21 protein-coding genes are annotated in these 26,939 nt (G+C 74.1%); 11 read left to right on the top strand and 10 right to left on the bottom strand.

The annotated features are described in order from the left end of the window. The coding region (locus tag AC6EXY_RS02020; RefSeq protein ID WP_499818971.1) for a GDP-mannose 4,6-dehydratase at positions 1–126 on the bottom strand (126 nt) is incomplete at its 3' end. 126 nt (positions 127–252) lie between these two features. Further along, entirely contained in the window at positions 253–2,544 is a 2,292-nt protein-coding gene (locus AC6EXY_RS02015; RefSeq protein ID WP_499818992.1) for a bi-domain-containing oxidoreductase, read from the bottom strand. A 188-nt stretch (positions 2,545–2,732) separates the two neighbouring features. Here AC6EXY_RS02015 and AC6EXY_RS02010 point away from each other — a divergent pair, with 188 nt between their 5' ends. Genes AC6EXY_RS02010 through AC6EXY_RS01990 form a run of 5 tightly spaced genes read left to right on the top strand, consistent with a single transcriptional unit; the run spans position 2,733 to position 10,532 of the window. Beyond that, complete coding sequence (locus tag AC6EXY_RS02010) at positions 2,733–4,031, top strand: MraY family glycosyltransferase (RefSeq protein ID WP_499842279.1); 1,299 nt, start codon at positions 2,733–2,735, stop codon at positions 4,029–4,031. Beyond that, entirely contained in the window at positions 4,028–5,032 is a 1,005-nt protein-coding gene (locus AC6EXY_RS02005) for an NAD-dependent epimerase/dehydratase family protein (RefSeq protein ID WP_499816920.1), read from the top strand. Before AC6EXY_RS02010 ends, AC6EXY_RS02005 begins: the two co-directional genes overlap by 4 nt. Positions 5,033–5,092: 60 nt before the next feature. Continuing rightward, positions 5,093–6,598, top strand: a complete 1,506-nt coding sequence (locus tag AC6EXY_RS02000; RefSeq protein ID WP_101831266.1) for a glycosyltransferase family 4 protein — start codon at positions 5,093–5,095, stop codon at positions 6,596–6,598. Next, complete coding sequence (locus AC6EXY_RS01995; RefSeq protein WP_499816921.1) at positions 6,595–8,571, top strand: NAD(P)H-binding protein; 1,977 nt, start codon at positions 6,595–6,597, stop codon at positions 8,569–8,571. Before AC6EXY_RS02000 ends, AC6EXY_RS01995 begins: the two co-directional genes overlap by 4 nt. Continuing rightward, positions 8,568–10,532, top strand: coding sequence for a heparinase II/III family protein (locus AC6EXY_RS01990; RefSeq protein ID WP_101831268.1), 1,965 nt, complete (start codon positions 8,568–8,570; stop codon positions 10,530–10,532). Before AC6EXY_RS01995 ends, AC6EXY_RS01990 begins: the two co-directional genes overlap by 4 nt. Here AC6EXY_RS01990 and AC6EXY_RS01985 read toward each other — a convergent pair. Next, entirely contained in the window at positions 10,508–11,521 is a 1,014-nt protein-coding gene (locus AC6EXY_RS01985) for a UDP-glucuronic acid decarboxylase family protein (protein WP_101831269.1), read from the bottom strand. The genes AC6EXY_RS01990 and AC6EXY_RS01985 overlap by 25 nt on opposite strands. 513 nt (positions 11,522–12,034) lie before the next feature. On the opposite strand from AC6EXY_RS01985, the gene AC6EXY_RS01980 reads away from it, so the two are divergent. Together AC6EXY_RS01980 and AC6EXY_RS01975 are read left to right on the top strand one after the other, a co-directional pair. Next, the gene (locus AC6EXY_RS01980; protein ID WP_499816922.1) at positions 12,035–12,880 is read left to right on the top strand and encodes a TylF/MycF family methyltransferase; all 846 of its coding nucleotides are present in this window, start codon (positions 12,035–12,037) and stop codon (positions 12,878–12,880) included. Further along, complete coding sequence (locus AC6EXY_RS01975) at positions 12,877–13,659, top strand: arsenate reductase/protein-tyrosine-phosphatase family protein (RefSeq protein ID WP_499816923.1); 783 nt, start codon at positions 12,877–12,879, stop codon at positions 13,657–13,659. The genes AC6EXY_RS01980 and AC6EXY_RS01975 overlap by 4 nt, the downstream gene beginning before the upstream one ends. A 65-nt stretch (positions 13,660–13,724) precedes the next feature. On the opposite strand, the gene AC6EXY_RS01970 is transcribed toward AC6EXY_RS01975, so the two are convergent. From AC6EXY_RS01970 to AC6EXY_RS01960, 3 genes are all read right to left on the bottom strand, one after another. Next, positions 13,725–15,647 carry a putative bifunctional diguanylate cyclase/phosphodiesterase gene (locus AC6EXY_RS01970; RefSeq protein WP_243407387.1) on the bottom strand — a complete coding sequence of 641 codons (1,923 nt, stop codon included), beginning with the start codon at positions 15,645–15,647 and terminating at the stop codon, positions 13,725–13,727. Between the two features lie 507 nt (positions 15,648–16,154). Further along, the gene (locus AC6EXY_RS01965; protein ID WP_165818314.1) at positions 16,155–16,313 is read right to left on the bottom strand and encodes a hypothetical protein; all 159 of its coding nucleotides are present in this window, start codon (positions 16,311–16,313) and stop codon (positions 16,155–16,157) included. Positions 16,314–16,317: 4 nt separating this feature from the next. After that, complete coding sequence (locus AC6EXY_RS01960; RefSeq protein ID WP_499816924.1) at positions 16,318–17,250, bottom strand: class E sortase; 933 nt, start codon at positions 17,248–17,250, stop codon at positions 16,318–16,320. Positions 17,251–17,451: 201 nt separating this feature from the next. On the opposite strand from AC6EXY_RS01960, the gene AC6EXY_RS01955 reads away from it, so the two are divergent. From AC6EXY_RS01955 to AC6EXY_RS01940, 4 genes are all read left to right on the top strand, one after another. Then, a complete protein-coding gene (locus AC6EXY_RS01955) occupies positions 17,452–18,336 on the top strand; it encodes a glycosyltransferase family 2 protein (RefSeq protein WP_101834786.1) in 885 nt (294 codons plus the stop codon). A gap of 180 nt (positions 18,337–18,516) precedes the next feature. Further along, complete coding sequence (locus tag AC6EXY_RS01950) at positions 18,517–19,470, top strand: FkbM family methyltransferase (RefSeq protein WP_101834788.1); 954 nt, start codon at positions 18,517–18,519, stop codon at positions 19,468–19,470. A 22-nt stretch (positions 19,471–19,492) separates the two neighbouring features. Then, positions 19,493–20,635 (top strand): glycosyltransferase family 2 protein, encoded by a 1,143-nt coding sequence (locus AC6EXY_RS01945; protein ID WP_499816925.1) that lies wholly within the window; start codon positions 19,493–19,495, stop codon positions 20,633–20,635. 46 nt (positions 20,636–20,681) lie between these two features. Further along, entirely contained in the window at positions 20,682–21,533 is an 852-nt protein-coding gene (locus tag AC6EXY_RS01940; RefSeq protein WP_101834792.1) for an FkbM family methyltransferase, read from the top strand. A gap of 499 nt (positions 21,534–22,032) precedes the next feature. Here AC6EXY_RS01940 and AC6EXY_RS01935 read toward each other — a convergent pair whose 3' ends face one another. From AC6EXY_RS01935 to AC6EXY_RS01920, 4 genes are all read right to left on the bottom strand, one after another. Further along, entirely contained in the window at positions 22,033–22,806 is a 774-nt protein-coding gene (locus tag AC6EXY_RS01935) for an FkbM family methyltransferase (protein ID WP_243408017.1), read from the bottom strand. Positions 22,807–22,877: 71 nt separating this feature from the next. Then, positions 22,878–24,383 carry a DUF8712 domain-containing protein gene (locus tag AC6EXY_RS01930; RefSeq protein ID WP_101834794.1) on the bottom strand — a complete coding sequence of 502 codons (1,506 nt, stop codon included), beginning with the start codon at positions 24,381–24,383 and terminating at the stop codon, positions 22,878–22,880. 56 nt (positions 24,384–24,439) lie between these two features. Then, a complete protein-coding gene (locus AC6EXY_RS01925) occupies positions 24,440–25,486 on the bottom strand; it encodes a CgeB family protein (protein WP_101834796.1) in 1,047 nt (348 codons plus the stop codon). Positions 25,487–25,491: 5 nt separating this feature from the next. Next, the gene (locus tag AC6EXY_RS01920; RefSeq protein WP_101834798.1) at positions 25,492–26,934 is read right to left on the bottom strand and encodes an oligosaccharide flippase family protein; all 1,443 of its coding nucleotides are present in this window, start codon (positions 26,932–26,934) and stop codon (positions 25,492–25,494) included. Positions 26,935–26,939: the final 5 nt, after the last annotated feature.

Raw genomic sequence — 26,939 nt, 5'->3', positions numbered from 1 at the left:
CACCGCCACCTTCGGGTTCGACTGCCCCCGAACCAGCCCGAACACCTCATAGCCCTTCGCGGTCAACAACTCACCCAGATACAACCCGTCCTGACCGGTAATCCCGGTAATCAGCGCACGCGGCACGATGTCGTCCTTTCCCGCGCCCGATGGAGCCGGCGGCGCGGTGCATTCACAAGGATTCTCGGAAATCATCCGGCGGGTACCGCGGCCGGCGAGGTCGAGGGACAGGAGACAGCCAGGCCGGGACCGTCAGGTCGGCGTGCCGGCGGAATCGAGGGCGGAGTCGGACGCGCCGGCGGCAGGGGCATGGTCGACGGTGCCAGCACGGTTGGCGGTGCCAGCACGGTTGGTGGTGTCCGCACGGCCGGCGCGATCGGCGGAGCCGGCGGGATCGGCGGGGGTCGTGGGGGCGCGGACGGCCTCGACGCCGAGCGCGTCGGCGGCGGCGAGGGTGGCCCGGCTGGAGGCGAGCAGCTCGGCGGTCACGCTCGTGTCCCCACCCCGGCACATCCGCAGGAAGGCCGCCGCGGCGTCGCGGTGGCCCTTGTCCTGGGCGCCCTTCCACACCGAGCGGCCGTCGACGACGAGTTCCCGGTAGTCGTCGATGCGGACGTGACGCACCCCGGCGAGCGCCTCGACCTGCTCCTTGCGGGCGCCGCGCGGATGGGCGGAGCTGTAGGCGATCGTCGACAGCGAGCCGTCGACGTGTCGCAGCGTCACCGACATGTCGGGAGCGAGCAGCAGTTCGGCGTCGCGGCCGGCGAGCGCCGCCACCGCGTCGACCTGGCTGCCGGTCAGTGCCGCGCAGGCGTCGACGAAGTGGCAGACCTCGCCGAGCAGCCGGCCGCCCTGGACCCGGTCGTTGTACCAGTGATCGCCTGGCACCGGCCCGGCGGCGACCCGGTAGACGACGCTCAGCGGGCCGGTGCGCTCGGACAGCGCCGCGTGCGCGCCGCCGAGCGCGGGCGAGAAGCGCCGGTTGTACCCGACGACGAGCGCGCCGCCGCCAGCCGCCGCGGCCCGCTCGACCCGGTCGAGCTCGTCGAAGCCGAGCGCCAGCGGCTTCTCGCACCACACGTGCCGGCCCCGTTCGAGGGCGCGGGCGGCGAGCTCGGCGTGGGTCGCGTGCGGGGTGGCGATGACGATCACGTCGATGTCGTCGTCGTCGAGGACGGCGTCGGCGCCGGCCACCGCGCCGGCGAAGCCGTGCCGGTCGGCGAACGAGCGCGCCGAGCGGCCCCCCGCGGAGGCGACGGTGGCGAACTGGTCGAAGCCCGCGGCCCGGAACGCGGGCAGCAGCACGGAGGCGGAGAAGGCGCCCGCGCCGATCCAGCCGACCCGGCTGCCGCGGCGCAGCGCCGGGGCAGCGCGCTGGCGCGGCACCCGCGGGCGCGGGCGGGCGTCGTCACCGGGCGCCGGCGAGGGCGGATAGTCGAAGCGGATCGCCAGGTAGGGCTCGGTGCGCTCGGCGACGAGCTCGTAGGCGCGCGGCGCCTGCTCGATCGGGAAGGCGTGGGTGACCAGGTCGTCGACGCGCAGCCGGCCGGCGGCGAGCAGGTCGAGCACCGCCTCCTGGTTGCGCCCCTCGGTCCAGCGCACCTGGCCGGCCGGGTAGTCGACGCCCCAGTCCTCGTAGCCGCGCTCGTAGCGGCCCGGCCCGTAGGAGCGGGCGAAGCGCAGGGTGAGCTCCTTGTCGTAGAACGGCGCCCGGGTCAGGTCGAGCCCGACGTCGCCGACGACGACGAGGTGCGCGCGGTCGCGGGCGAGCGCGGTCGCCCGCATCACCGGCTCCGCGGAGCGCCCCGCCGCGCAGACAAGCACCGCGTCGGCCCCGCGCCCGCGGCTCCAGGCCCGCACGGCCTCGGTGGTGGCCTCGCCGGACTCGGCGAACGCCCGCACCCCGGCGGCCCGGGCGGCGTCCAGCGGCAGCTCGGCAAGATCGATGCCCGCGACGTCGCAGCCGCTGGCGAGCGCCAGGCGCGCCGCGAGCTGGCCGACCAGGCCGAGCCCGACGACGACCACCTTCGAGCCCGGCCCGACCTCGGCCAGGCGCAGCCCGTGCAGGGCTATCGAACCGATGGTGGCGAACGCGGCGGCGCAGGCGTCGACGCCGTCGGGTACCCGCGCGCACAGCAGCCCGGGCACGGACTGGAACTCGGCGTGGTTGGCCCGCCCCGCCCCGCCGGTGGCGACAAGGTCCCCCGGGCGGATGCCGTCGACCGCCGCCCCGACCTCGACCACCCGGCCGCAGGCGCTGTAGCCGAGAGGAACGTCGGTGCCCAGCCGGTCGCGCACCGTGCGCACGGCCGTCGAGAGACCGTCCGCGCGGGCCTTGACCGCGACCTTGCGCACCAGGTCGGGCCGGGCGCGGGCCTTGGCGAGCAGGCTGGACCGGGCGAGCGCGGTGACGGCCCGCTCGGTGCCGGCCGACACGATGCTCGCCGCCGTCGACACCAGCACCTCGGTCGGACCGACGGTCGGCACGGGCACCTCGACGACCCGCACCGCTCCCCCGGACGCCGCCTGAACCACCTGTCTCATCTCGCGCGAACCTCCGCCGCCGTCGTCGACGGGCCCGGCGCTGTCCGCGGGCGGCCGGTGGACAACCGGCGGCCAGCCGCGCGGGACACCCGCACCCACATGATGCCGCGCAGTGTAGTTGATGCATTACATTCAGCGATGAACGTCGCTCGCTCTCCATCCGACGTGTCAGAGCCGGAGGAACGGCCATGCTGTCAGCGCCGGCCGCCACGTGGATCCTCACCCTGGCGGCGACCCCGATCGTCATCGTGTCCATGCACCGCCTGGCCGCGATCGACCAGGTCAACGCCCGTTCCTCGCACGCGGCGCCGACGCCGCGCGGCGGCGGCATCGCGGTCGTGCTCGGCCTGTTCGGTGGGGTGCTGGTCACCGTGTTCTGCGACGGCGGCGCCGGCGGGCCCAACCTGCTGCCGCTGAGCGCCGCCGCCGCCCTGTTCGGGCTGATCGGACTCGCCGAGGACGTCGGCGGCGTCACCGCGATGCGTCGCCTCGCGCTGCACACCGCGGCGGCGTTCCTCGTGGCGGCGATGGCCGTGCTGGGCGCGGTCCTCGGCGACCCGGAGCCCCGCCTGCTCACGGTCCTGCTGGTCACCGTGACCGCGCCACTGTGGATCACCGGTTTCGTCAACGTCTTCAACTTCATGGACGGCATCAACGGCATCTCGGCGGCGACGGCGGCGCTGACCGGGGCCACCCTCGCCGCGCTCGGCGCGGACCGCGGCGCCACGGCGGTGAGCGCCGGCGGCACGCTCGTCGCGGCGGCCGCCCTCGGCTTCCTGCCGTTCAACTTCCCCCACGCCCGCGTCTTCCTCGGCGACGTCGGCAGCTACGCGCTCGGCGCCGTGCTCGCCGTCCTCACCGCGCAGGCGGTGCTCGCCGGCGTCCCGCCGGAGGCGGCACTCGCACCGAGCGCGCTCTACCTCGCCGACACCACGGCGACCCTCCTGCGCCGCATCCGCGCCGGCGAGCCATGGCACACCGCGCACCGCTCGCACGCCTACCAGCGGCTGACCGTCGCGGGCTGGTCGCACACCCAGGTCACCCTCCTCGTCGCCGCCGTCACCGGCGTCCTCATCGCGCTGTCCCTGGCCGCCTACGGCCCGCCGGCGACCCGCCTGGCCGCCGACGCCGCCTGCGCTCTGGTCCTCGCGGCCTACCTCGCCGCCCCCCGCCTCGCCGCCCACCACGCCGCTCACTACGCCGCTCACTACGCCGCCCGCCGCGCCGCCCGCCGCGCCCACCGCCCCGCCCCGGCCCCCACAGCGGGTCCCCCGGCCGGAGCGCAGGCGCCCGTTCCCCCGCTGCCCACCCAGCGTCGCCCGCGGGCGATGGCGCCCGCCCGCCCCGACACCGGCCCGCCGCCCATCACCGCCGGACGCCCGCCCGCCAGCGCCGGACGCCCGCCCACCGGCGCGGACCCAAGCCAGGCCGACGCCGCACGGCCGACCGGGGCCAGCGGGCAGCCGGCGGGCAGGGACGTCCCGTGAGCCGGGTCGCCGTGTACGGCGCCACCGGGTTCATCGGCACCGCCTGCGCGCACGCCCTGCGCCACGCCGGGCTCGACGTGGTCGCGCGCACGGCCCGCCGGCTGTGGGTCGCCCCCGAGGACCTGGCCGGCTCGCCGGCGGCGGGCCACCGGCCGTTCCTGGACGAGGTGCGCGCCGAGCTCGACGGCGTCGACGCGGTCGTGAACGCCGCGGGCCTGGCGACCTCCGCCGCGAGCCGCACCCCCGCCCTGGTCGGGGCCAACGCCGCCTGGCCCCGGCTGCTCGCGGACGCGTGCGAACGGGCCCGGGTGCCTCGCCTCGTGCACGTCAGCACCGCCGCGGTGCAGGGCCGGGCGCCGCGGCTCGACGAGAGCCTCGACTACGCGCCGGTGACCCCGTACGCGCGCGCGAAGGTGCTCGGCGAGCAGCTGCTGCGCGACGCCGCCGCCCGGGGCACCGTCGCGACGACCGTGTACCGCCCGCCGTCGGTGCACGGTCCGGGCCGGCGGATGACCAGCGACTTCGCCGCGTTCTGCCGCCGCTTCCCGCTGGTGACCTGCGCGGACGGCAGCCAGCCCGTGCCGGTGGCACTGGTCGGCAACGTCGGCGCCGCGCTCGCCGAGATCGTCACGGCGGACGACGCCCCGCTCGTCGTCTCCCACCCCTACGAGGGGCACACGGTGCGCACGCTCTACGAGACGTTCGCGCCGGGGCGGCCCCTGCGCTGCCTGCCCGCCGCCGCCGTGGGCGCGTTGCTGCGGGCCGCGGAGCCGACCGGAAGCTGGCTGCCGCCGCTGGGCGCGCTGTGCCGGCGGGCGGAGCTGATGCTGCTCGGCCAGGCGCAGGCGCCGGGCTGGCTCGCCGCGCGCGGCTTCCGGCTGCCGTTGGGACAGGCCGCGTGGGACGAGCTCGCCACCGGGCTGCGCGGCCCGGTTCCGCGTCCTCGCGCGGCCCGCGGACCGTGCGACACACGCGACGACACCTACCGATCACCCCGTTAGGTAATCGACTCACTACCATCTGACGTCTTGTCTGATGCCGACGGCTGGAGGTCGCGCTTCATGTCCCACCCTCCCAGCCGCCGCCGCGTCCTGGTCCTCACCCACTACTTCCCACCGGAGATCGGCGCCCCGCAGGCCCGGCTCTCGGAGACCGCGCGGGCCTGGGCGTCCGCCGGCCTGCACGTCACCGTGCTCACCGGCCTACCGAACCACCCCACCGGCGTGATCCCGCCCGCGTACCGCGGCGCCTGGCTGCGCACCGAACGGGTGGACGGCTACCGCGTGCTGCGCACCTGGCTGTACGCCACGCCGAACGAGGGGGTGGTGCGCAGGACCCTGTCGCACCTGTCGTTCATGGTTACCAGCGTCACGCTCGGCGGCTGGCGGACGGGGCCGTGCGACGTGGTGATGGTGTCCTCGCCGACGTTCTTCCCGCTCGGCTCGGCGTGGCTGCTCGCCCGGCTGCGGCGGGCCCGGCTGATCGTGGAGGTCCGCGACCTGTGGCCGGCGATCTTCGAGCAGCTCGGCGTCCTCACCGACCGACGGGTGCTCGGCGTCCTCGAACGCCTCGAGCTCGCCGCCTACCGCGCAGCCGATGCCGTCGTCACCGTCACCGAGGGGTTCCGCGACGACATCGTCCGCCGCGGCATCCCGGCCGGCAAGGTGCACGTCATCCGCAACGGCGTCGACCTCACCCGGTTCCGTCCCGGCACCCGCCCGCCCGCGGGCATCCGGGCTCGGCTCGGCGCGGGGGACGGCGAGATCCTCGTCCTCTACATCGGTGCCCACGGCATCTCGCACGGCCTGACCTCGATCGCCGACGCGGCGGCGCGGCTCGCGGCACCCCAGCCCACGTCCCCGACCGCGACGTCCCCGACCGCGACGGGTCGCAACACGGCGGATCGCAACACGGCGGGCATGACCTCGGAGGCGCCGACGTCCCAGCCGGTGCGGTTCGCCTTCGTCGGCGAGGGTGCGCAGAAGCGGCGCCTCGCCGACCACGTCCGCGGCCTCGGGCTGACGAACACGGTGCTGCACGACGGCGTGCCCCGCGAGCAGGTGCCGGGGGTCGTGGCCGCCGCGGACATCTGCGTGGTGCCGCTGCGCGACGTGCCGATGTTCGACACGTTCATCCCGTCGAAGATGTTCGAGCTGCTGGCCGCCGGACGGCCGGTGATCGGCACGGTGCGCGGCGAGGCCGCGCGGATCCTGATGGCGGCCGGGCAGGCCGTCGTCCCGCCCGAGGATCCCGACGCACTCGCCCGGGAGGTCGCCCGCCTCGCCGCCGACCCCGACCGGCGCGCGCGGATGGCCCGGGACGGCAGGGCGTACGTCGAGCGCCACTTCGACCGCGACGCGCTCGCCCGGGACTACCAGGACCTGCTGTTCGCCCCGCCGATCCCACCACCGCCCACCCCGACGGCCGAGCACGGCGACCCGCCGCGTTCCCACCCGGCGCCGGTTGGCGGGGTGCCCGCGCAACGCGGCCTTCTGGGTGGTGGCACCTCGCACCGCACGCCGGCGGACGCGGGAACCGGCGCCGCCGGACCGGAGGCGAACGCGTGAGGATCCTTGTCACCGGCGGCAGCGGCTTCGTCGGGCGCCGGGCGGTGCGCCACGCCGTCGACGCCGGCCACGAGGTGGTCGGCGTCGCCCGCGCCGAGCCCGCCGCCGCCACACTGCGCGGCCTCGGCGCCCGGCCCGTCGTCGGCGACCTCGACGACCCGCCGGGGCTCGCCACCGCCTTCGCCGCCGCCGAGGCCGACGTCCTGCTCAACATCGCCTCGCTCGGCTTCGGCCACATCGACGCCATCCTCGCGGCGACGCGAGCCGCCGGCCTGCGCCGCGCGGTCTTCGTGTCGACGACCGGCATCTTCACCGCGCTCGACCCGCCGTCCAAGCGGGTGCGCATCGCCGCCGAGCGCGCCATCGAGGCCAGCGGGCTCGACTGGACGATCATCCGCCCCACGATGATCTACGGCGGTCCCGACGACCGCAACATGGCCCGGCTGCTCGCCCTGGTGCGCCGCACCCCCGTGCTGCCGCTTCCCGGCGGCGGCCGACTGCACCAGCCCGTCCACGTCGACGACCTCGCCGCCACCCTGCTGCGAGCCCTCGACGCGGGCGCCGCCATCGGCCGGGCCTACGACGTCGCCGGACCGGTGCCGCTGCCGTTTCGGGACGTCGTCGCCGCCGCCGGGACCGCCACCGGACGGCGTGTGCGCTGCCTGCCGGTCCCCGTCCGCCCGGTGCTCGCCCTCGCCGGCGGCTACGAACGCCACGCCCGCCGGCCGCGGCTGAAGGCCGAACAGATCGCCCGGCTCGCCGAGGACAAGGCGTTCGACATCGCGCCGGCGCGCCGCGACCTCGGCCACCGGCCACGCCCGTTCGACGCCGGCCTCGCCGACCTGGCGACCGCGACCGGCACCCGCGGCGGCCCTCCGGCGCCCGCGGCGTCGCGGCGTCGCGCCGCCACCGCGCCGGGCCGCCTGATCGCCCAGGTGCGCGCCGTCGAGGCCGTGGCCGGACGGCCGGTGGCGGTGCGCTTCGCCGTCGCCCTCGTTCGGCACGCACCTCGGATCGCCCGTACCGGCTGCCTGGACGCGGCCGACCGCGCCCTGTCCGACGAGACCCTCGACCTGCGCCCGCTGCCCGGTGTGCGGGTGCGCGTGCCCGGGCGGCTGTTCGGCGCCGCGCGCGAGGTGTACTGCCGCGGAGCCTTCCACGCGCTGCCGGGGTTCGTCCCCGCCGCCGGCCAGGTCGTCGTCGACCTCGGGGCCGGCGAGGGCCTGTACACGATACTGGCCGCGCGGGCCGGCGCGGACGTCATCGCCGTCGAGGCGCGCCGCGACCGCGCCGACGCGCTCGCCGGCCACATCGCCGACAACGGCATCGAACGCCAGGTCCAGGTCCTGCACGCGGTGGTGCACCCGGTGGGCCGCACCCGCGTCGGGGCCGACCGGCTCAGCGTGCCCGAGATCCTCGCCGCCGGCGGCGTCGACCAGGTGGACCTGCTGCGGATCGACCTCGGCGCCGGAGCATCCGCCCTGTTCGGCGATCTCCGCTGGCTTCGCGCCGTCGACCGCCTGGTGCTGCGGATACACCCCGCCCGTGAGGGTGGCGGAAGCATCGCCGACAGCCGCGACATCGGCGGCGGCGACCACACCGTCGGCGGCGACGACACCGGCCGCGGCGAGGGCGACACCGGCGGCGAGGGCGACGGCGACCAGGACGCAGGGACGCTGGCCGCGCGGCTGCGGGCGCTCGCGTTCGAGGTGACGGTTCTCGACGAGGACCTGCGTCGGGTGGCCAACCCCGCAGCCGCGACCACCGGCTATCTCTACGCCGGCCGGCGCTGCCCCGCGCCCGCCCCGAACGCCACCTGGACCGTCCCTCCGCCCGCCGACGCGTCCGTGCGGCCCGGCCCGCCGGCACCGCCCAGCGAGCAGGCACCGCCCAGCGAGCGGCCGGACCGTCCGGCCGTACCGACGGCGCGGACCGCCCCGACGGCGACGCGCGGCGCCGGCAGGCCTGTGTGAGCCGCGGTGACGGCGAGCAGGTCGGCCGCTACCTGCGCACCGTCCGGCAGCTGCGGGCGGGCCAGGTCGTCGCCCGCGGCCGGCTGCGCACCCAGCGGGCCGTGCTGCGCGCGCGGCCCGGCCTCACCGCCGCGATGCTGCGCGGGCGTCCCGTCGCCGGGCGCTGGCCGATCGGCCTGGTTCCCCTCGACGGTCGCTGTCCCGCGCCCCGCGACACCGTCGAGCGACTCGCCGACGGGCGTCTCACCCTCCTCGGCCACACCCGAGACCTGGCCAGGCGCCCCGGGCAGCCGGCCGCGGCCGACCCGTCCCGGTGGGACTGGGAACAGGCCGACGCCCCGCTGCTGTGGCGCTATCACCTGCACTACTGGGACTGGGCCTGGGCGCTGACCGCCGAGGGCGACCAGCGCCGCGACGCACCCGGCGGCAGCGAGGCGGACCGCGCGCTGTTCGCCCGGGTCTACGCCGGCTGGCGCACCGCCGCCCCGGTCGGGCAGGGCGTGGCCTGGGCGCCGTACGTCGCGTCGCTGCGGGCCTGGACGCTGTGCGCGCTGGCGCCGGTACTGGCCTGCGCTCCGCCGATCCGCGACACGCTGCGCGCCGATCTCGGCACCCACCGGGCGTTCCTGCGCGCCCATCTGGAGACCGACGTCGGCGGAAACCATCTCGTGAAGAACATCAAGGCCCTCATCGGGCTGGCCGCGGCCGACGGCGACCGGCGGGGGCTGGAGCACTGGGCGGGCGCGCTGGTCCGCCAGACCCGCCGGCAGGTGCTCGCCGACGGCGGCCACCATGAGCGGGCGCCGGCCTACCACTGCCAGGTACTCGCCGACCTAGACGACGTCGCCGGGCTGCTCGACGCCGCGGGTCACCGGGTGCCGGCGGAACTGACCGCCGCGATCGACCGGATGCGGTCCTGGCTCGGCTCCGTCCTCGGGCCGGACGGCACCGTGCCGCTGCTCAACGACGGCTTCCCCGTGCCTGACGCCCTGGTCCGCCGGCTGCTGCCCCCCATCCCGGCCCAGCCCGCCGTCCTGACCCCGCCCGCCGGACCGACACCGCCCGCCGAGCCGACACCGCCCGCCGAGCCGGCACTGCCCGCGGGCCCGACATCGCCCGCCGGTCCTGGGCCCGGACCCGTCGGCGCCGGGCCCGGTGCGACGAGCGGCACGCTGCTGGCGGACAGTGGGCTCGCGGCCCTCGCCACGGGACGCTGGCACGTGCTCGCCGACGTCGGGCCGCCATGCCCCGACGACCTGCCGGCCCACGCGCACGCCGACACCCTCAGCTTCCTGCTCTGGTGGGACGGCGATCCGCTGCTCGTCGACACGGCGACGTCCACCTACGCTCCCGGCACCCGTCGCGACCACGAGCGGGGCACCACCGCCCACTCGACGATCACGGTGGATGACGCCGACTCCACCGAGGTGTGGGGCGCCTTCCGCGCCGGGCGCCGCGCCCGGCCGACCCTGGTCGCGCTGCGCGCCCACAGCGCGGCCCTGACGCTGACCGCCGCCCACGACGGCTTTCGCCATCTGCCCGGCGCACCCCGCCACCAGCGGCGCTGGCACCTGGACCCGGGCGGCCTCACCCTCGAGGACCGCATCGACGGGAGCCGCCGGCACCGCCTGGCGATGCGGTTCCACTTCGCGCCCGGGGTGACCCTGGCCGCCACCGCACCCACCGCGACGGCCGGCGCATTGACGATCACCACGGCCACCGGGCGGCGTCTGATGCTGCATACCGATGGCGCCGGCGACGGCAGGTGGCGGGTACGGGACACGCCGCGCGCCGTCGGCTGGGAACGCACCGTGTCCGCGCCCACCGCCGAGCTGCGCCTCGTCGCCCGGCTGCCCGTCGTCCTGCACACCCGCCTCGGCCTGGGACATCGGCCCTCACCGGACCGGACCACCGGCATGACCGAGTCGCGCGCCGGTCAGGTGCCGGCGGCGGGCAGCTGAACCGGGGCGGACTGGCGGGGCACCAGGCCGGCGCCGTACCCGGGCCCCGGCCGCGGCGGGACCGGCCGCTCCCGGAACCACGCCACCGTGCGGGCCAGGCCGTCGGCCAGCTCGACCCGCGGCTGCCAGTCGAGCAGCTCCCGGGCCACGGTGACGTCCGGGCGGCGCACGCTGGGGTCGTCTGGGGGGCGCGGGACGAAGGTGATCGGCGCCGTCCCGCCGCACAGCCGCACAACCAGCCGGGCGAGCTCCAGCATGGTCAGCTCGTGCGGGTTGCCGAGGTTCACCGGGCCCGGGTGCTCGCGGGACATCATCCGGACCAGCCCGTCGACCAGATCGTCGACGTGGCACAACGAGCGGGTCTGTGAGCCGTCGCCGGCCACCGTCACCGGGCGGTCGGCCAGTGCCTGGGTCACGAACGTGGGCACGGCCCGGCCGTCGTCGGCCCGCATCCGCGGCCCGTAGGTGTTGAAGATGCGCACGATGCCGGTGCGGGTGCCGTGGGTGGCGCGGTGGGCGGTGGTCAGCGCCTCGGCGAACCGTTTGGCCTCGTCGTACATGCTGCGCGGCCCGACCGGGTTGACATGGCCCCAGTACTGCTCGGCCTGGGGGTGGACCTGCGGGTCGCCGTAGACCTCGGAGGTGGAGGCGAGCACGAACCGGGCGCCCTTGCGGCGGGCGAGGTCGAGCAGCCGCCCGGTGCCGACGGATCCCACCGCCAGCGTCTCCAGCGGCAGGGCGCGGTAGTCGACCGGGGAGGCCGGCGACGCCAGGTGCAGGACCGCGTCGACCGGGCCCGCGATGTCGAGCGGGCCGGTCACGTCCCGGCGCAGCAGGCGGAACGCGCCGTGGGCGCGCAGGGGATCGACGTTGCCGGGCCGGCCGGTGAGGAAGTTGTCGACGCAGACGACCTCGGCGCCGTCCGCCAGCAGCCGCTCGCAGAGGTGACTGCCGACGAACCCCGCTCCGCCGGCGACGACAACACGCATGGCGATCCCCCTAGCCTGTCGCGAAGGCCCTGTCCTGGCACGACGGGCACCTGGCACCGGTCCGGCGCGACGGGCCGCCGGCGGCGCCGGCCCGCGGGAGCCGGCCGCCGGGCTCGCCACCCGCGTCGCCGACCCGTCGTCAGAGGCACTACATCTATCACGGACAGCGACAATCTTCTCGGTAGTCGCCGCGATTTCCCGCCACCCCCGCGACACATATCTACTGTGCGTTGAAGAATGAATACGCATGGTGAATACTGGCCGACCGGGTGGCCCGATCGGGCGGTCGCCCACGCGCGGATCCGGCGGTCCCCGAGGAGGCATGTCGCACCCATGGCGCCCTCCTCCGCCGCGCGCACGGTCCCACGCCCAGGCCCACGTTCGGGCCCAGGCCCCGATCGTCCCTCGTCCGCGCGCCGCGGCACCGTCTGCCGCGATCCCGCGATCCCGCGGCACCGCCCGACGCCCGACGACCCCTCTCGTCCGGCAGTCCCACTCCCGCCAGGAGCGACGATGACCACGGCCACACCCCGGCAGAACCTGCCCGACACCACCGCGCGCTACCTCGACCTGCTCCGCTCGACGCTGACCTTCTCCCTGTGGGACGGCGGCGACGGCAACATCTGGGAACCGCACGGCAGCGCCCGGCGGATCGTGGCCAGAACCATCCAGCGCCGCGGCATGGAGATCGTCCGGCGGACCCCGCCGGAGGTACGCGGCGACGGCCGGGACTGGCCGCGGCTCGCGCACACCATGACCGGTGAGCGGCGGATGCGCAACCTGCAGGAATGCGTCGAGCAGGTATTGCGCGACGACGTCCCCGGCGACCTGATCGAGACCGGGGTGTGGCGGGGCGGCGCCTGCATCCTCATGCGCGGCGTGCTCGCCGCCTACGGCGCCACCGACCGGACCGTGTGGGTCGCCGACTCGTTCGCCGGCCTGCCCGCCCCCGACCCGCGGTACGCGGCCGACGCGAACGACCGCCACCACGAGCAGACGGCGCTGGCCGTCTCCGTCGACCAGGTACGCGACAACTTCCGCCGCTACGGGCTGCTCGACGAGCAGGTCCGCTTCCTGCCCGGCTGGTTCCGTGACACGCTGCCGGACGCGCCGATCGAGAGCCTCGGCGTGCTGCGCCTGGACGGCGACATGTACGAGAGCACGATCGAGGCACTGGAGGCCCTGTACGCGCGGCTGTCGCCGGGCGGCTTCTGCATCGTCGACGACTACGGCGCGGTGCCCGGCTGCCGGGCCGCCGTCGACGACTACCGGGCCGCGAACGGCATCCGCGAACCGATCATCGACGTCGACTGGACGGGCGTCTACTGGCGGCGCGACGGCGCGCCGGGCCGGTCATGAGCCACCAGGACCGGCCCGGCCCGTGGACGGTGCTGATGGTCTGCACCGGCAACCTGTGCCGCTCGCCGCTGGCCGAGTACCTCGCCGCCGCCCACTTCCCGCCGGGCGCCGCGCGCCGGCCGCTGATCCGCAGCGCCGGCGTGCTCGCCCACCCGGACGAGCCGATGCACCCGCACGCCGCGGCGCTGCTGCGGGCCCGCGGCACGGAGCCCGACGCGTTTCGTAGCCGGCGGCTGACGAAGGAGCTGGTCGACGGCAGCGACCTGGTGCTGTGCGCGACCCGCCAGCACCGCTCGACGGTCGTCGGCCTCGTCCCGCGGGCGCTGCGCCGGACCTACACCATGCGCGAGTTCGGTCGGCTGACCTCCGCGGTCCGCCTCGCCGACCTGCCGACCGGCCAGGTCCGCCCGGCCGGGGAGTTCCTCACCGCGGCGGCCTGGCGCGCCCGGGCCGCGGGCCGGGTGGTCCCGGTGGCGGTCGACGACCTGACCGACCCGATCGAGGAGGGCCGGGCGGGGTTCGAGACATGCGCCGCGGTGATCAACGACGCGCTGTCGGGCCCGATGTCGCTGCTCGCGCGGGCCTGCCAGGCGTGGCGGGCGGTCCCGCGGCCACGCCAGCCCCTGGACCGCGGCCCGGGCGCCACCGGCCACACCGACGTCGCCGGCCACACGGACCTCGCCGGCCATACTGACCTCGCCGGCCATACTGACCTCGCCGGCCATACTGACGTCGTCAGCCACGCTGCCGGGCCCGACGGCGGGCAGGCGTCGGGCTGATGAGGATCCTCGTCGCCTGGACGCGGCCGCCGTCCGGGCCGTCAGCACGGATCGGTAGCCGCCGGTCAGGACGCGGCGCGGTCGGTCGGCACGTGGTACCCGGCCGCCCACCGGGACGCCCCTCCCCCAGCCGGGACCCCGGCTCCCGCCGGCACACCCAGCCCAGACACGCCCAGCCCCGGCGACACGCCCAGGCCCGCAGATCTGCCCCCATTCGTAGGAACCGTCTGCGGGACCGGTGGCACCCGATGCACCGCGGGCACCGGCAGCACCGACCACTCCGAGACGTAGGACCGAGGAAGGGCGGTCACCCCGCCTACCGAACCCACGGTTACGGCGGGCTGCGGGGCGGGTGGCGGCATCGCGGGGGGCGTCGACACGGTCGGTGGTGTCGCGGGCGCGGACCGCGGGCCGCCACCCGGCGCGGCATGCACCGCGACGAGCTCGCCCGCCGGTGTGATGGCGGCCGGCGACGATCGCAGGGCGACGCGCCCGGCCCACTCCCGCAGCCAGGCGACCACCCGGTCACCCGCCATCGGCCGGGCGACGAAGTACCCCTGTACCTCGTCGCACTGCCAGTCCGCGAGAGCCTGCCAGGAACGCTGGGTCTCCACCCCCTCGGCGACGATCCGCAGGCGCAGCGCGTGCGCGAGCGACACGGTGGACCGCACGATCTCGGCGGCCACCGGGTCACGGTCCAGGTCACGCAGGAACGTGCGGTCGAGCTTGACCTCGTCCGCCGGCAGGTCACGCAGGTAGGTCAACGAGCAGAATCCCGTGCCGTAGTCGTCCAGGCTGACCCGTACCCCGAAGCGCCGCAGCCCGGCCAGCGTGTGCCGGGCCGCCTCGCGTGCCTCGACCAGGGTGTCCTCGGTCAGCTCCACGACGAGCGCCGCCGGCGGCAGCCCGTGGCGGGCCAGCGCGGCGCGCACCACGCCGACGAAGGCCCGGTCGACGATGACCGACGCCGGGACGTTCACCGAGACCGTCAGCGCCGCGCCACCGGCCCGCCAGCGCGCGCAGTCGGCCAGCGCCTGGTCGAGCACCTGAACCGTGAGCCGCGGCATGAGACCCGCCCGGTCGATCTCGGCCAGGAAGATCTCGGGCTGGCGGATGCCGTCCACCGGGTGCCGCCAGCGGACCAGCGCCTCGACCCCGTTGATGCGCCCGCTGCGCAGGTCGGCCTTCGGCTGGTAGGTCAGCTCGAGCTGGCCCTGGTCGAGCGCCTGGCGGACCTCGGCCCGCAGCAGCAGGCGGGCGCGGCTGACCGCGGGCGGCGCCGGGGCGTAGAGGGCCTGCCCGCAGCGGGAGCGCTTCGCCGTGTGCATGGCCTGCTCGGCGCGGCGCAGCAGCTCCTGGGGCGTCCGGCCGTGCCGGGGTGAGCAGGCGATCCCGATGCTCGCATCGGGCCGAACCGGCGTCGAACCGAGCAGGACGGGAGACTCGAGCGCCGCGTGCAGGTCGGCGGCGACCCTTCTGGCCCCGTCGGCGTCGGCTCCCCGCAGCAGGACAGCGAAGGCGTCCCCGTCGACCCGGGCGAGCAGCGCCGAGTCCGGCAGGGCGGCACGCAGCCGCCGGCCGACGGTGATGAGCAGACGGTCCCCCAGCTCGTGGCCGAGCGCGAGGTTGACGTCCCGCATGCCGTCGAGGTCGAGCACCAGCAGCGCCATGGGCGACACCGTCCGCATCCGGTGACCGCCGCCCAACAGCCGGCCGGCGGCCCACAGGAAGGGCTGGCGCTCGGGCAGACCGGTGAGCTCGTCGACGCCGGGGTATCGGCGCCGGGCATCGGTGCCGTGGCCGCGGCCATCGGCCGACCTGGCGCCGTCACCCATCAGGACGGCGGAGACCGAGGCGAGCACCGCGAGGGCGCACAGCATCCCGGCGCCGACGCTTCCGGCCGGCCCCCGGACCAACGCGCCACAACCGACACCGACCGTGAGGAGGACCGCGACGAGCCCGACCGCCACCACCCGCTGGCGGCTCACCGCACGCGCGTGATCGTGGACGAGGTCGCGATCGTGGGACGACGCGCCGTCAGCCGGTGGAGAGGCGACCCGCGCCGCCCCGGGCCGGCCGGGCCCGGGGGCCGCACGGCAGGCCCGCGGGGCCCGCTCGCCACCGCCGCTGCCACGGCCCGACGGTCGCCGTCCTATCCGATCCCGCCATTTCATCGAATTCCCCCGAACGCGATCCCACAATGCCCTGCGCTTCGAACGACAGCCTGCCGGGGGCGGCGCAACGACACCACCCGCGCCTGGCGGAAGCGGTCACCCGCGGCGGCGCCGATCCCACGCTATACGAGCGTAACGCCGCTCAGTTCGCAGGGTATCCGATGCCCGACTTTCCCCCGCCATCGAGCCGACCCGCACACGACACCGAGCACATTCCGCCGCCATCTCGACCGGGTCAGCACGCGACCAATTCCCCAATCCACAGCTCAGACGACGGAGGAGCAGTCAATCCACCAGGGAGTATCGCGAAATCCCCGCCCATTAGTCACCTAGCGTCACCTGACTGATCGGCAGCACCCCCTCCACGGCAGGGAAGATCACGAACATCAACAGGGCCACGATCGCCAGCAGCAGCACGGCCGCGAGCCCCGGTCGCAGTCGCCGCGGGCCGGGCAGGTGCCGGTAGATCCAGGCGTACATCCGGTCACTCCTCCCGCAGCACCGGGGGCGGACCGGCGGACTTCGGCGTGGTGTCGACCAGCTCCCCGTACACGATCAGCCGGTGACTGGCAGAGAATTTGGGATGACAGGTTGTCAAGGTAATGAGCTCCTTGCTCGGCGCGGCGCCGGGGCGCTTCGGAACCGGATAGGTGACATCCAGCCGATTCGGGAGCACGATCTCGGATCCGGTCACCCGATAGGTGTAATAACGGTCCTGAACCTCGACCACGATAGGGTCGCCAACCTTTAGTTCATCCAAACGACTAAAAGGTTTCCCGTAGGTGGTGCGGTGCCCGGAAACGACGAAGTTGCCCAGCTGGCCGGGCATCGCCGTCCCCGGGATATGCCCCGGCCCACGGCGCAGGTCGGCGACTGAGACTCCCTGCACGACGACCGGCGCGTAGTCCCGGCCGAAGCGTGGCACCCGCAGGATCGCCACCCCGTCGCCGAGCGGCACGGGGGGCAGGGTCGGCAGCGGGTGGCCCACCGCGGGCGGGCGCGGCGCGACCGGCCTGCTCCACTGCTCGACGAGCTGGTGATGCAGACGGTCCTGGGTGCGCTCGGCGAACAGGTCGGTGACCCACAGCTGATAGGCGAGGAACAGCGCGACCAGGACGCCCGCGGTGATCAACAGCTCGCCGAGCCCCCGCGCGAGCCGGCCGGCGAGCAGCCGCGGGCGGCCATCCCGGCCGGACCCGCGGGGCGGGTCACCCGACCCGCCCACCCCCCGCGACGCCCCGTCGGCCTCATCCGCCGACCGCCGCTCGGGCACGGTCGCCACCCGCGCGAGCACGGTGGGTGCATCGGAGTCGTCCTCGGCGGGCCGCCCGGGGACGGGACCGCGCCCCTCGGGCGGGCCGCCGGCCACGCCACCCTGCTCGTCTTCGGCCGCGGGGACCGACGATGCCTCAGCCACCGCCGCACTATGACATCGCATCACTACTTTAAGTAAGGAAGCCCGGGGTGCGCGCCGCCGCGACTCGCGCGACCCGAGGCATCCTCACCGTCACCTTGCCTCGCTAGTTCAGACGATTCTGTTACTCTCAGCATCCAATCCGGCACGGAAATCCGACGACCGTGCGCCCGCTCGACACCGCTCACCGAGCCAGGGGGCCCGATGAAGACCGTGGCCGTGATCGTTCACTGGGGCCCGCCGCAGCCCACCGTCGACGTCGCCGAACGCCTGGAGGCGTGCCCGTCCATCGCCCAGGTGGCCGTCGTCGCGAACGACGGTTCGCCCCGCCCGGACGACCTGCCGGCGGCCACCGCGTGGCTGCGCCCGCCGCGCAACCTCGGCTTCGGCGGGGGCTTCCTGCACGCCTGCCGGGACCACCCCACGGCCGAGTCCTACCTGCTCGTCAACAACGACATCCGCATCGACGAGGCGACCGTGCGGTCCTGCCTGGACCTGCTCGCCGGCACGAACATCGGCATCGTGGCGCCCACCCTCGTGAACGGCGACGGGCTGCAGTCCGGTTCGGCCAGGCTGAGCCCGGTCCTCGTCGCGCCCCGGGCGCGGCGCCCCCCGGAGGACCGTCCCTGCGAGGCCGACTGGGTCACCGGCGCGGTGATGTTCATCAAGGCCGAGGTGCTGGCGCGGGTCCCGTTCGACGGCCGGTACTTCCTCGGCTTCGAGGACGTGGACTTCTGCTATCGGGTACGGGACTCCGGCTGGAGCGTGGTGCTCAGCCCCAGCCGGGCCTGGCATACCGGCAGCACCATGAATCCGTGGCGCGGCAACGCCTACTACAACGTACGCAACCGGCTCTGGTTCACCCGGACCCGCGGCTGGCGACTGCGCGCGATGCTCGTCGCGGTGACCACCGCGACCGTCGTCCTGCCCCGCGCCGTGGCCATGGATCTGCTGCGCGGTCGTGGGCTCGTGACCTCCGTGCTCGTCCGCCATGGCCTGCTCGACGGCCTCGGCCCGCTGCCACCGCCGGGCGATCCCCGCATCGACGAGCCGCGGGCGGCCCGGTGGACGGCGTGGCCTCAGCCCTGACGGTCGAGCGCCGCTCTGGCCGGCATGGCGGGCAACGGCGCCTGCCACACGTGACGGCGCCGACATCTGAGCCCATGTGTGCTTCGACCGGGGCGACACGCGCACCCTCCGGACTCCAGGATATTCACCTCCCGCAATGCTTCGATTACTCGCCACTCACCTCGCCAACAGGAGAGCCGGATGACCCGGACCAGCCAGGCCACGCAGCTGCTGCGGGACGTTCGCCGGATCGCCGCCGTGGCCGGCGCCCCGACGGCACTGCGGTTCGGGGCGGCCGTGCTCGGGAGGGGGCCCGCGATCCGCCGCGCGGGCAACCTGATCGCCGCCGACATGGCGATGGCCACCCGCAGCCACACCTTCCGGCCGCTGCGGGGGGTGGCGGTGACGCTGCCCGGGACCGCGTTCGGCGGCGCCCGCGAGATGTACTGCCGCGGGGTCTATCACGCGCTTCCCGGATACGCTCCGGCCGCCGGCGAGGTGGTCATCGACCTCGGGGCCAACCAGGGCCTGTTCTCGGTGCTCGCGGCGCGGGCGGGCGCCAGCGTCATCGCGGTCGAGGCCCAGCGGGGCTTCGCCGCCGCCTTCGCCGACCACGCCGCCCGCAACGGTGTGTCGAATCGCATCCGGTTGCTGCACGCCCTCGTCGGCCCCGCGACTGGGGTGCTGGCCGATCTCCGCACCCGACAGGCCGCCAGCCACTGGGGCGGCGACGTGGGCGTGCTGACCATGGCGGAGGTGTTCGAGGCCGGCGGGGTCGAGAGGGCCGACCTTGTCAAGATCGATATAGAGGGCTCGGAGTTCGCGCTGTTCGACGAGCCCGGCTGGCTGGACGCGGTTGGCCGCATCGTGATGGAGGTCCACACCGAGTTCGGTGATCCCCGTGCCCTCGTCGATCTGCTGCTCCAGCGCGGCTTCGACGCCACGCTGCTGGACAGCGACCTGGTGCGGACGGACCGGCTGGACGACGCGCCCTCAGGATATCTGTACGCCCGGCGCCGGAGCCCGATACCGCCCGCCAGCCAGCCACAGGCCGGGGAGGAACGGGTCGACGGCGCGGCAGCCGAGAGCGGGCGCAACAGCGGCGGGCCGGTTCTCGCGCCCGTCGCCGGGGCGCCCCACGAGCCGTCGGCGTGACCGGACGCACCGGAGGTCCACCATGGCAACCCCGTATCGGCTGGCACCCCGGCCGTTCCGGCCGGCGTCCCGCACCCGACCGGGCCGCCGGCCCGGCCAGGTGGCCACCCGCGCTGCCTGGCCGGTCCCCTACGGGACGGCGGCCTCGAGCGGGGACGCCATCTGGCCCGTTCCGGGGACCGTCCCGGTCACCACGATCATCCTGACCCGCGACGAGGCGCCGAACATCGTCCGGGCCGTCCGGTCCGCGGGCTGGAGTCGGCAGATCGTCGTCGTGGACTCCGGATCCACCGACGACACGGTGGAGCTGGCCCGCGCCGCGGGCGCGACCGTCTGGTACGAGCCCTGGCGTGGCTTCGCCGGGCAGCGCCAGTGGGCCCTGAGCCATCCCGGGATCGCCCACGACTGGGTGTACTTCCTGGACGCCGACGAGTGGGTGTCTGCGGAACTCGCCGCCGAGATCGCGAGCCAGGCGGGCTCCACTGACCCCGCCGGCCCCGCCGCCTACGCGCATCGCCGTCGGCTGGTGTTCCAGGGCCGCTGGATCGCACACTGCGGCTGGTACACGAACAGCTGGCAGGTCCGGTTGCTCGACCGTCGAGCGGCCTGTTTCGACCAGGACGTCACCTACGGGGAACGACCGAGCGTCGTCGGCAGGATCGGCCGGCTGTCCGCCGATCTGATCGACGAGGACCAGAAGGGCCTCGCCGCCTGGCTGCACAAGCACGTGCGCTACGCCGAGCTGAAGGCCGAGTCCCAGCCAGCCCGGGGTGCCGCGCGCCACGGGGTGGCGTTGACCTGGGCCGCGATCCGCCACCGGGGCGCCTCCACCCGCCCCCTGGGCCGCATCGTGGCGCGGGAGCTCGTCTTCCCCCTGCTCCCGGCCCGACCGCTGCTGCTGTTCGTCTACATGTACCTGGTGCGCGGCGGTTGGCGGGATGGTCGCAGCGGGCTGCTGTTCTGCATTTACCACGCCTGGTACGAACTCACCGTGGGTGCGCTGGTGGGGGCCCGGCGGAGCCCCGGCAGGCCACCGGCCACCGACCGGCCGCTGCCCGTCGTCCCCCGGCAACGAGCGGCCGGGCCGGCCGGCGGTCGGGCCGACCAGCCGGACTCACGGGCGCCCGCCGGCCGGGAAGCCGCAGCCGGACCCGTCCCGTCATGACCCGGCCAGTCTGGCTCGGTCACCTGCGCACCGTGGGGAGAACACCATGGCCAACCGGCCAACCGAACGCAGAGCCCTACGCAGCCTCGCCGAGCGGCTCACCCACCGGCTGGTCGTGCCGCGCCGTCTGCCGCCGCCCTTCGAGACGAGCCGGATCTACGTCTCCAGCGAGGGCGGCCTGAAGTACCTGCGTCCCAGCCTCGTCGGCGCCGACCCGGTGCTGACGAACCTGGTCGCCGAGGTGGTCCGGCCCGGCAGTGTCGTCTGGGATGTCGGCGCGAACGTCGGCCTGTTCGCCTTCGCCGCGGCCTGCGCCGCGACGGCGTCCGGCACGGTCGTGGCGTTCGAACCCGACACCTGGCTGGTCGAGCTGCTCCGTCGGTCCGCGCGGCTCGCCGAGCGGGCCACCGACCAGGCCAGGGTGGACATCGTTTCCGCCGCGGTCTGCGCGTCGGTCGGGCTGACGCGGTTCAATGTCGCCAGCCGCAGCCGGGCGACCAGCCATCTCGCCGGGTTCGGCAACAACCAGACCGGCGGGACCCGGTTCGCGCAGCTCGTGCCCGCCTTCACCCTGGATCACCTGCTCGCCCACCTGCCGGCGCCGGACGTCCTGAAGATCGATGTCGAAGGAGCAGAGGAGACGGTCCTGCAGGGTGGCGCGCGGATGTTGTCCGAGGTGCGGCCGACCATCATCTGCGAGGTCGCCGCGCCGAACGCGGACCCCGTGGGCGTGCTGCTGCGCGCGCACGGCTATCGGATCGTCGACGGGGCGCTCGCGCCGACCACCCGCCGGCCGCTCGCCTCGGCCCCCTGGACGACCCTGGCCGCGCCGGACGGTGCCCTCGCCTCCGCTCGGCCCGCCCCCGCGCGAATCGCGCACACGGCGGCGCGCTCATGAGAACGACCGCGGTCATCGTCCGCTGGGTCTAAGGCGGCGTCCGCTGGCTCGTCCCGCCCCGCGATCTCGGCTCCGGCGGCGGATTCCGGTACGCCTGCGACCACCTCTCTTGGGTGACCGGAGCCATCATGTCCATCAGGGCCGAGTGCCATCGGCAGGTGCCGATGGCACAGCCGGTACTTCCTCCACTACGAGGATCTGGATCTGTGTGTCCGGGCCCGGGCAGCAGGCTGGCGGGTCGTCATCAGCCCCGCTAGGCCTGGCACACCGGCGGGGGCACAGTTCCGCGCGAAAGCCTCGCCTACGATCCGGCGAGCAACCGGCTGTAGCTCGCCCCCGTCCACGGCCGATCTCGCGCCAGGCGGCATTGGCCGCGGCATGAATGCTGGGCGTGGAGATCCCGCGGGGCGTCGTGTCGAACCTGGGGCGCCGACGCAGGAAATCCGTACCCAGTCAACTCCGATGGTCGCTCGACCGCGGGCAGGCGGTAGCCAGGCCGTCAGCGGTCGCGGCTGACCGCCACGACCACGCCACGGCGCTCGATGACCCGGAAACCCAGGCCGCATGCGGCCTCGAGGAGCTCGCCGGCCGTGACTGCCCGGCCGGCGAAGGTCGTGTCATGCAGCTCGAACACCGCCCGCCGGCAACCTTCCAGCGCTCCCGGATCGCCTAGGAGGAAGGACGCCTCGGCTCCCTCTATGTCACACACTAGGTCGAACTCGCCGATCCGCCTGTCATCGAGCAGATTGCGCAGCGTCGTGCCCGCCACGGTGGTGGTGCGGTGCGCCGAGGCGCTGCCCTCCAGGCGGGCATCCAGGTTCGTTCCGGCCAGCGTGAGCTCGACCGGCCCGGTTTCGTCGTTGATCGCCACATTTTCAGTCTCCAGCGTGAGGTGTCCGGCATGCGGCGCCAGGCGACGCCCCAGTCCTTCAGCAAGGCGCGGACAGGCCTCGACGCACAACAGCCGCGAGCCTGGCGCCAGACTCGCAGCGATGTGGGCTCCGGTGACACCCAAGCTCGCACCGAGTTCGACGACCGTGGTCGCGGCGCCCAGGTGCCGCCGGATCATCCTGATCTCCGCGGCCTCGTACAGTCTCCAGAACAACGCCGCGCGGACTCGTGACGTGAACTCGCGATCTCTCACGTCGAACCAAAGACCATGGTTGGGAACACGGTAGCGGGTCGCCGTCGCGACGGCGGCTCCCATGACCGGCGAGGTCAGGAAACCCGCCACGGAGATCTTCGCGCCGAGAACGACGCCGCCTCGTTTCATTGAACCGCATCTCCCTTCGCCGAAACCAGGAACACCAGGACGCGCATGGGCCTCGCCCGCTCCGCGGCAGGTTATTCGATCCGATCCCCCGACCTCGCGCTGGAATCGGGCATGTCGACCGACTCACCTCCGCCACCGTAGGCGAAGCGTAGTACGAGAAACAACGTGGCCAGCTGGATGGGTAGCGCGGACAGCAGGTCGCACACGCTGTCCACCAAGAGAGCCGTGGAAAAGAGGAACGGGACGAAGACGACGACGCATCTCACATCCCTCACCGGATCCCAGGCCTCGTCGATCAGCCGGTGCCCCACCCCCAGCAACCCCATGCCCACCAACAAGGCCAGCAGCCCGCCATACCGGTAGAGATCCGCCTGCGGTGACACCGCCGAGGCGGTGTAGGTCTGGGAGCTCATGGACATGTACTGCTGGCCGAACTCGTACCCGGTGAGCCGGATCGGTTTGTTCGGCCAGACAGCCCGGGGAACGAGGCTCAGGACGGGCGCCATCAGCAGTTCGCCGAGATGCCGGTATGGCACGGTTCCCGGCGTCATCTCCACGACGAGCGCGAGACTGTCAACCGATCGCGTCCGACCGACAAGATACTCGAATTTCGACTCCTGTGCGCCCTCTGCGAGGGACGCGCCCGTCCCGTTTTTCCCGACCACCGTGTCCCGCAGCACGGTCGGCGCCATGAACACCGCGGAACTCGGGTTCATGTATCCCCCGTGGCCCCTCACCAGCGAACGGTAGGTGGCGTTGTAGGGAATGACGACAAAGAGGAACAAGGCGAGCCCACCGATGATCCAGCGCATCGGTACCCGACCCCGCGCGACCGCGAACGTGATGCACACACCACACACGGTCGTCACGAACAGGCCTTTCATGCCGCTTATCAGGGCAAAGGAGACCTCGACGGCCAGCAGGACGGCGAAGGTCAGGCGTTGCCGGGCGTCCCCGCGTCGCACCAAGCCGACCGCGGCGATCAGCAGTGCGTACAGCCCACACCGGGAGAGCTGGGAGATGGGCTGCGCGTAGAAGGTCGACTGCGCGACCTCCTGAGAGGCGTCGCCGAGGTAGGCATAGTGCCCCAGCAGGATCTCCGCCAACCGGGCGACGATGGAGACACCGCACAGGATCCACGGCACGGCGTCGCTCCGTAGCCGGACGTCACGGCGGTGAGTCGTCGCCGGGATGAGCCGGGCGGCAAACCGTACCAGGCCCCGGCCTGGACCGAGCAGGTACCCGGCGGCCCAGAAAGGGACCGCGAGACCGGCGACAGTGAGCGCTTGCGACACGCCACCGAGAGTGATCCCCGCAGGAGCGTCCGGGGGTGGGGTCCGCCAGGCGATCGCCAGCAGCCCCAACGAGAAGGCGCTCCACAACATGTACCACGGGCCAAGACGAAACACTCCGAGGCCGAAGCAGCGCGGTTGGCGTGCGCCGATCAGGGACAAGGCCGCGAGACACTCGGTCGCGAAGGTCAGTGAGCGCAGCACCACCCGTCCCGAGTCGGAGGGTTCCGCGATCACGTCGACGATCATGGGCACAAGGCTGGCCAGCGCGATCGCGAGCCACATGAGGGGAGGACGCCGCTCAGCGGCCTGGGTTGCCGCGGGACCACGGTCAAGGACTGTCACAGCATCACGCCGAGCAGAACCGCGAGCCGCCGCTGGTAGGTGTGATCGCGGTGGCTGCGCAGGGAGGCAGCGTCACCCAGGGCCCGGGCCGCGGACCGGTCCGCGGCACAGGCTTTCAGATGCGCCGTAAGCTCGTCGAAGTCGGTGAACCCGAGGATCTCCCGATCCTCGGTGAACAGTTCCGCGAGGTGCGTGCGCCGCTCGCACAGCACCGTTCCACCACAGGCGGTCGCCTCGAACAGCCGGCAGTTCACGCTCTCCATCTCGGCCGGGTGCAGGGCGTTGACGACTGCGAGCGCGCCCCGGAAGACGGCCGCCTTCTCCGCACCCGTGATGTACCGCCCGGTATGGCATGCGGTCAGCCTCGGGTCACGCAGCCAGCGCGGAATGGGTGCGCCGAATATCCGAACCTGCGTTCCGGCGTCGAGCAGGCGATGAATGAGCCGGACCCGTGCTCCGTAGGTGTTCCCGACGAAGACGACGTACGGTTCCTGCTCAGCCACCACGGGCGGACGGTGGCGCGCCGGATTGCACGCTTCCGGCAGATACCAGGTAGGCAGACCCAGCACGTCCGCCAAGCGGCGGCTCAGCAGCGGATCCTTGAAGAACAGCCTGTCGTAGTCGCCCATCAGCATGTGCTGCCGGCCGAGGTTCACCACCGCGTCGGGGAACCAGAGACATACCCGGATGCCACGGCGTCGCAGGGCACGCACGGTCGCGGGCAACAGCCGGCCGTCGACGGACAGCACCAGGTCGAGGTTCTCCCGCTCGGCCCGCTCGACGATGCGCCGTTGGAAGTACCGGTCGGGCCGGTCGGAGGCGGACGCCGCCACGCGTGTCACGGCCCCCAGCCGGCGCACCCGCACGGCGGGCACCGCCGGGCCCAGCGCGACCGGGTGCACCCCGAGATCGGGCAGGCAGTAGACGATGTTGTCGGCGAAGTCGTCCTGACCGACAGGACCGACGACGCCGACGCGCCGGGCACCTGGGGACGGGCCCGAGGATCCACCTCTGCTCGGCGACCGTGGTAGCGATTCGATCACGTCTGTCACCTTCGTTCGGCGTTGGTCGGGATCGCACCCCGCGCTCCGGCAATCCGGATCGCGATCAGGCCGCGGGCCTGGCTCGGCACCGCACGCACGGGAACACCAATCGCTCTCAGCAAGGCACGCAGCAGGAACAGAAACGCCACGCTGTAGGCGGCGGTCGAGGTGATGGCTGCGCCGGCGATGCCGAGGGCCGGCACCAGCACGGCCAACCCGACGACCGTGAGGACGGCGCCGACCCCCTCGCAGCGGGCGACCGTGAGGGACCGGCCGAGCCCGCGCAGCAGGTCGTCCATGACCCGGTTGCAGCCGAGCAGCACCGCACCCGGTGCGAGCAGCCACAGCAGCCCAATGCTTCGCTCGTAGTGGGCGCCGAAGAGCAGAGGTACCAGCACCGGCGCGGCAGCGCTTATCAGCCCGGCGACGACCGTGCCGGACAGCAGGCTGGCGCCGACGGCGAGGCCTGCCGTCCGCCGGACATGCCGGGCAACCGGAGGGTTCCGCCCGGCGGCCAGCCCGGCGGATTCGTCGGAGACCGGCTTGGTTGCCGCGTGCCGCGCCAGCAGGGGCATCGCCACGTTGCCGAACGCGACGCAGATCGGCTGGCTGAGCATGCTCATCGACACCGCGACCGCGTAGAGACCCACCTTCGCCGGATCGACCAGCAGCGCGAGGATGAGCACGTCGAGATACGCAGTGAGCAGGAATGGCACCGTCGACAGGAAGACCGCGCCGCCATAGCGCATCAGCTCGGCTGCGTCCCGATGGCGGATCCGCCCCCGCGTGGGGCACTCCCGCCGCCAGAGCACGAAGGCCGCCGCCGTCTGGACGGCGGTCGACACGAGTAGACCCCCCACCGTCCGGCCGATCGTCAAGCCGGCCGCCACCGCCACGGTCGACACGACAGCCGCCTGCACCAGAGGTTGGACGGCCCGGACCAGGTTCCACGCCGGCAGCCGGGTCGCTTGCAGGGCGAACACCAAGCAACCAGAGACGAAGATCAGCGGCTGGGCCGCGAAGGCGACCCGGAACGTCGCCGCTGCGGCGGCATCATGTGGGAACACCAGCGGGGCCGCGAGGATCCCTCCGGCCCCCACCACCACACCGAGCGCGAGCAGGAGTGCCCCGCCAGTGCGCACCACGTCCGCCGCCCGGTCCGGGTATCGCGCGACGAAGTAGCAGATCGACGCGGTCAGGCCGAGCTCCCCGATGGTCGCCGCAGCCTGCGTGTACGAGGTCACGATCGCATAGGCGCCGCGTCCGGCCGGTCCGAGGCAGCGGGCGATCCCGATGCCCATGACCGCGGACACGGCGGTGATGGCCAGGTTCGTGATAGCCGTGGCCCGGACCGAGGCGAGGTAGCCACGCTCGGCCTTCGGCTTTCGATGCCGTCCGATCGACGCCAGCGACGTCCCGCCCCGGCCCGTGGGCAGCCCGGCCCTCATGTCGG

This window comes from Frankia sp. RB5, from assembly GCF_059816245.1.
Note: the sequence above shows the minus strand (reverse complement) of the source record. Positions and strands in the feature narration are given on the sequence as shown.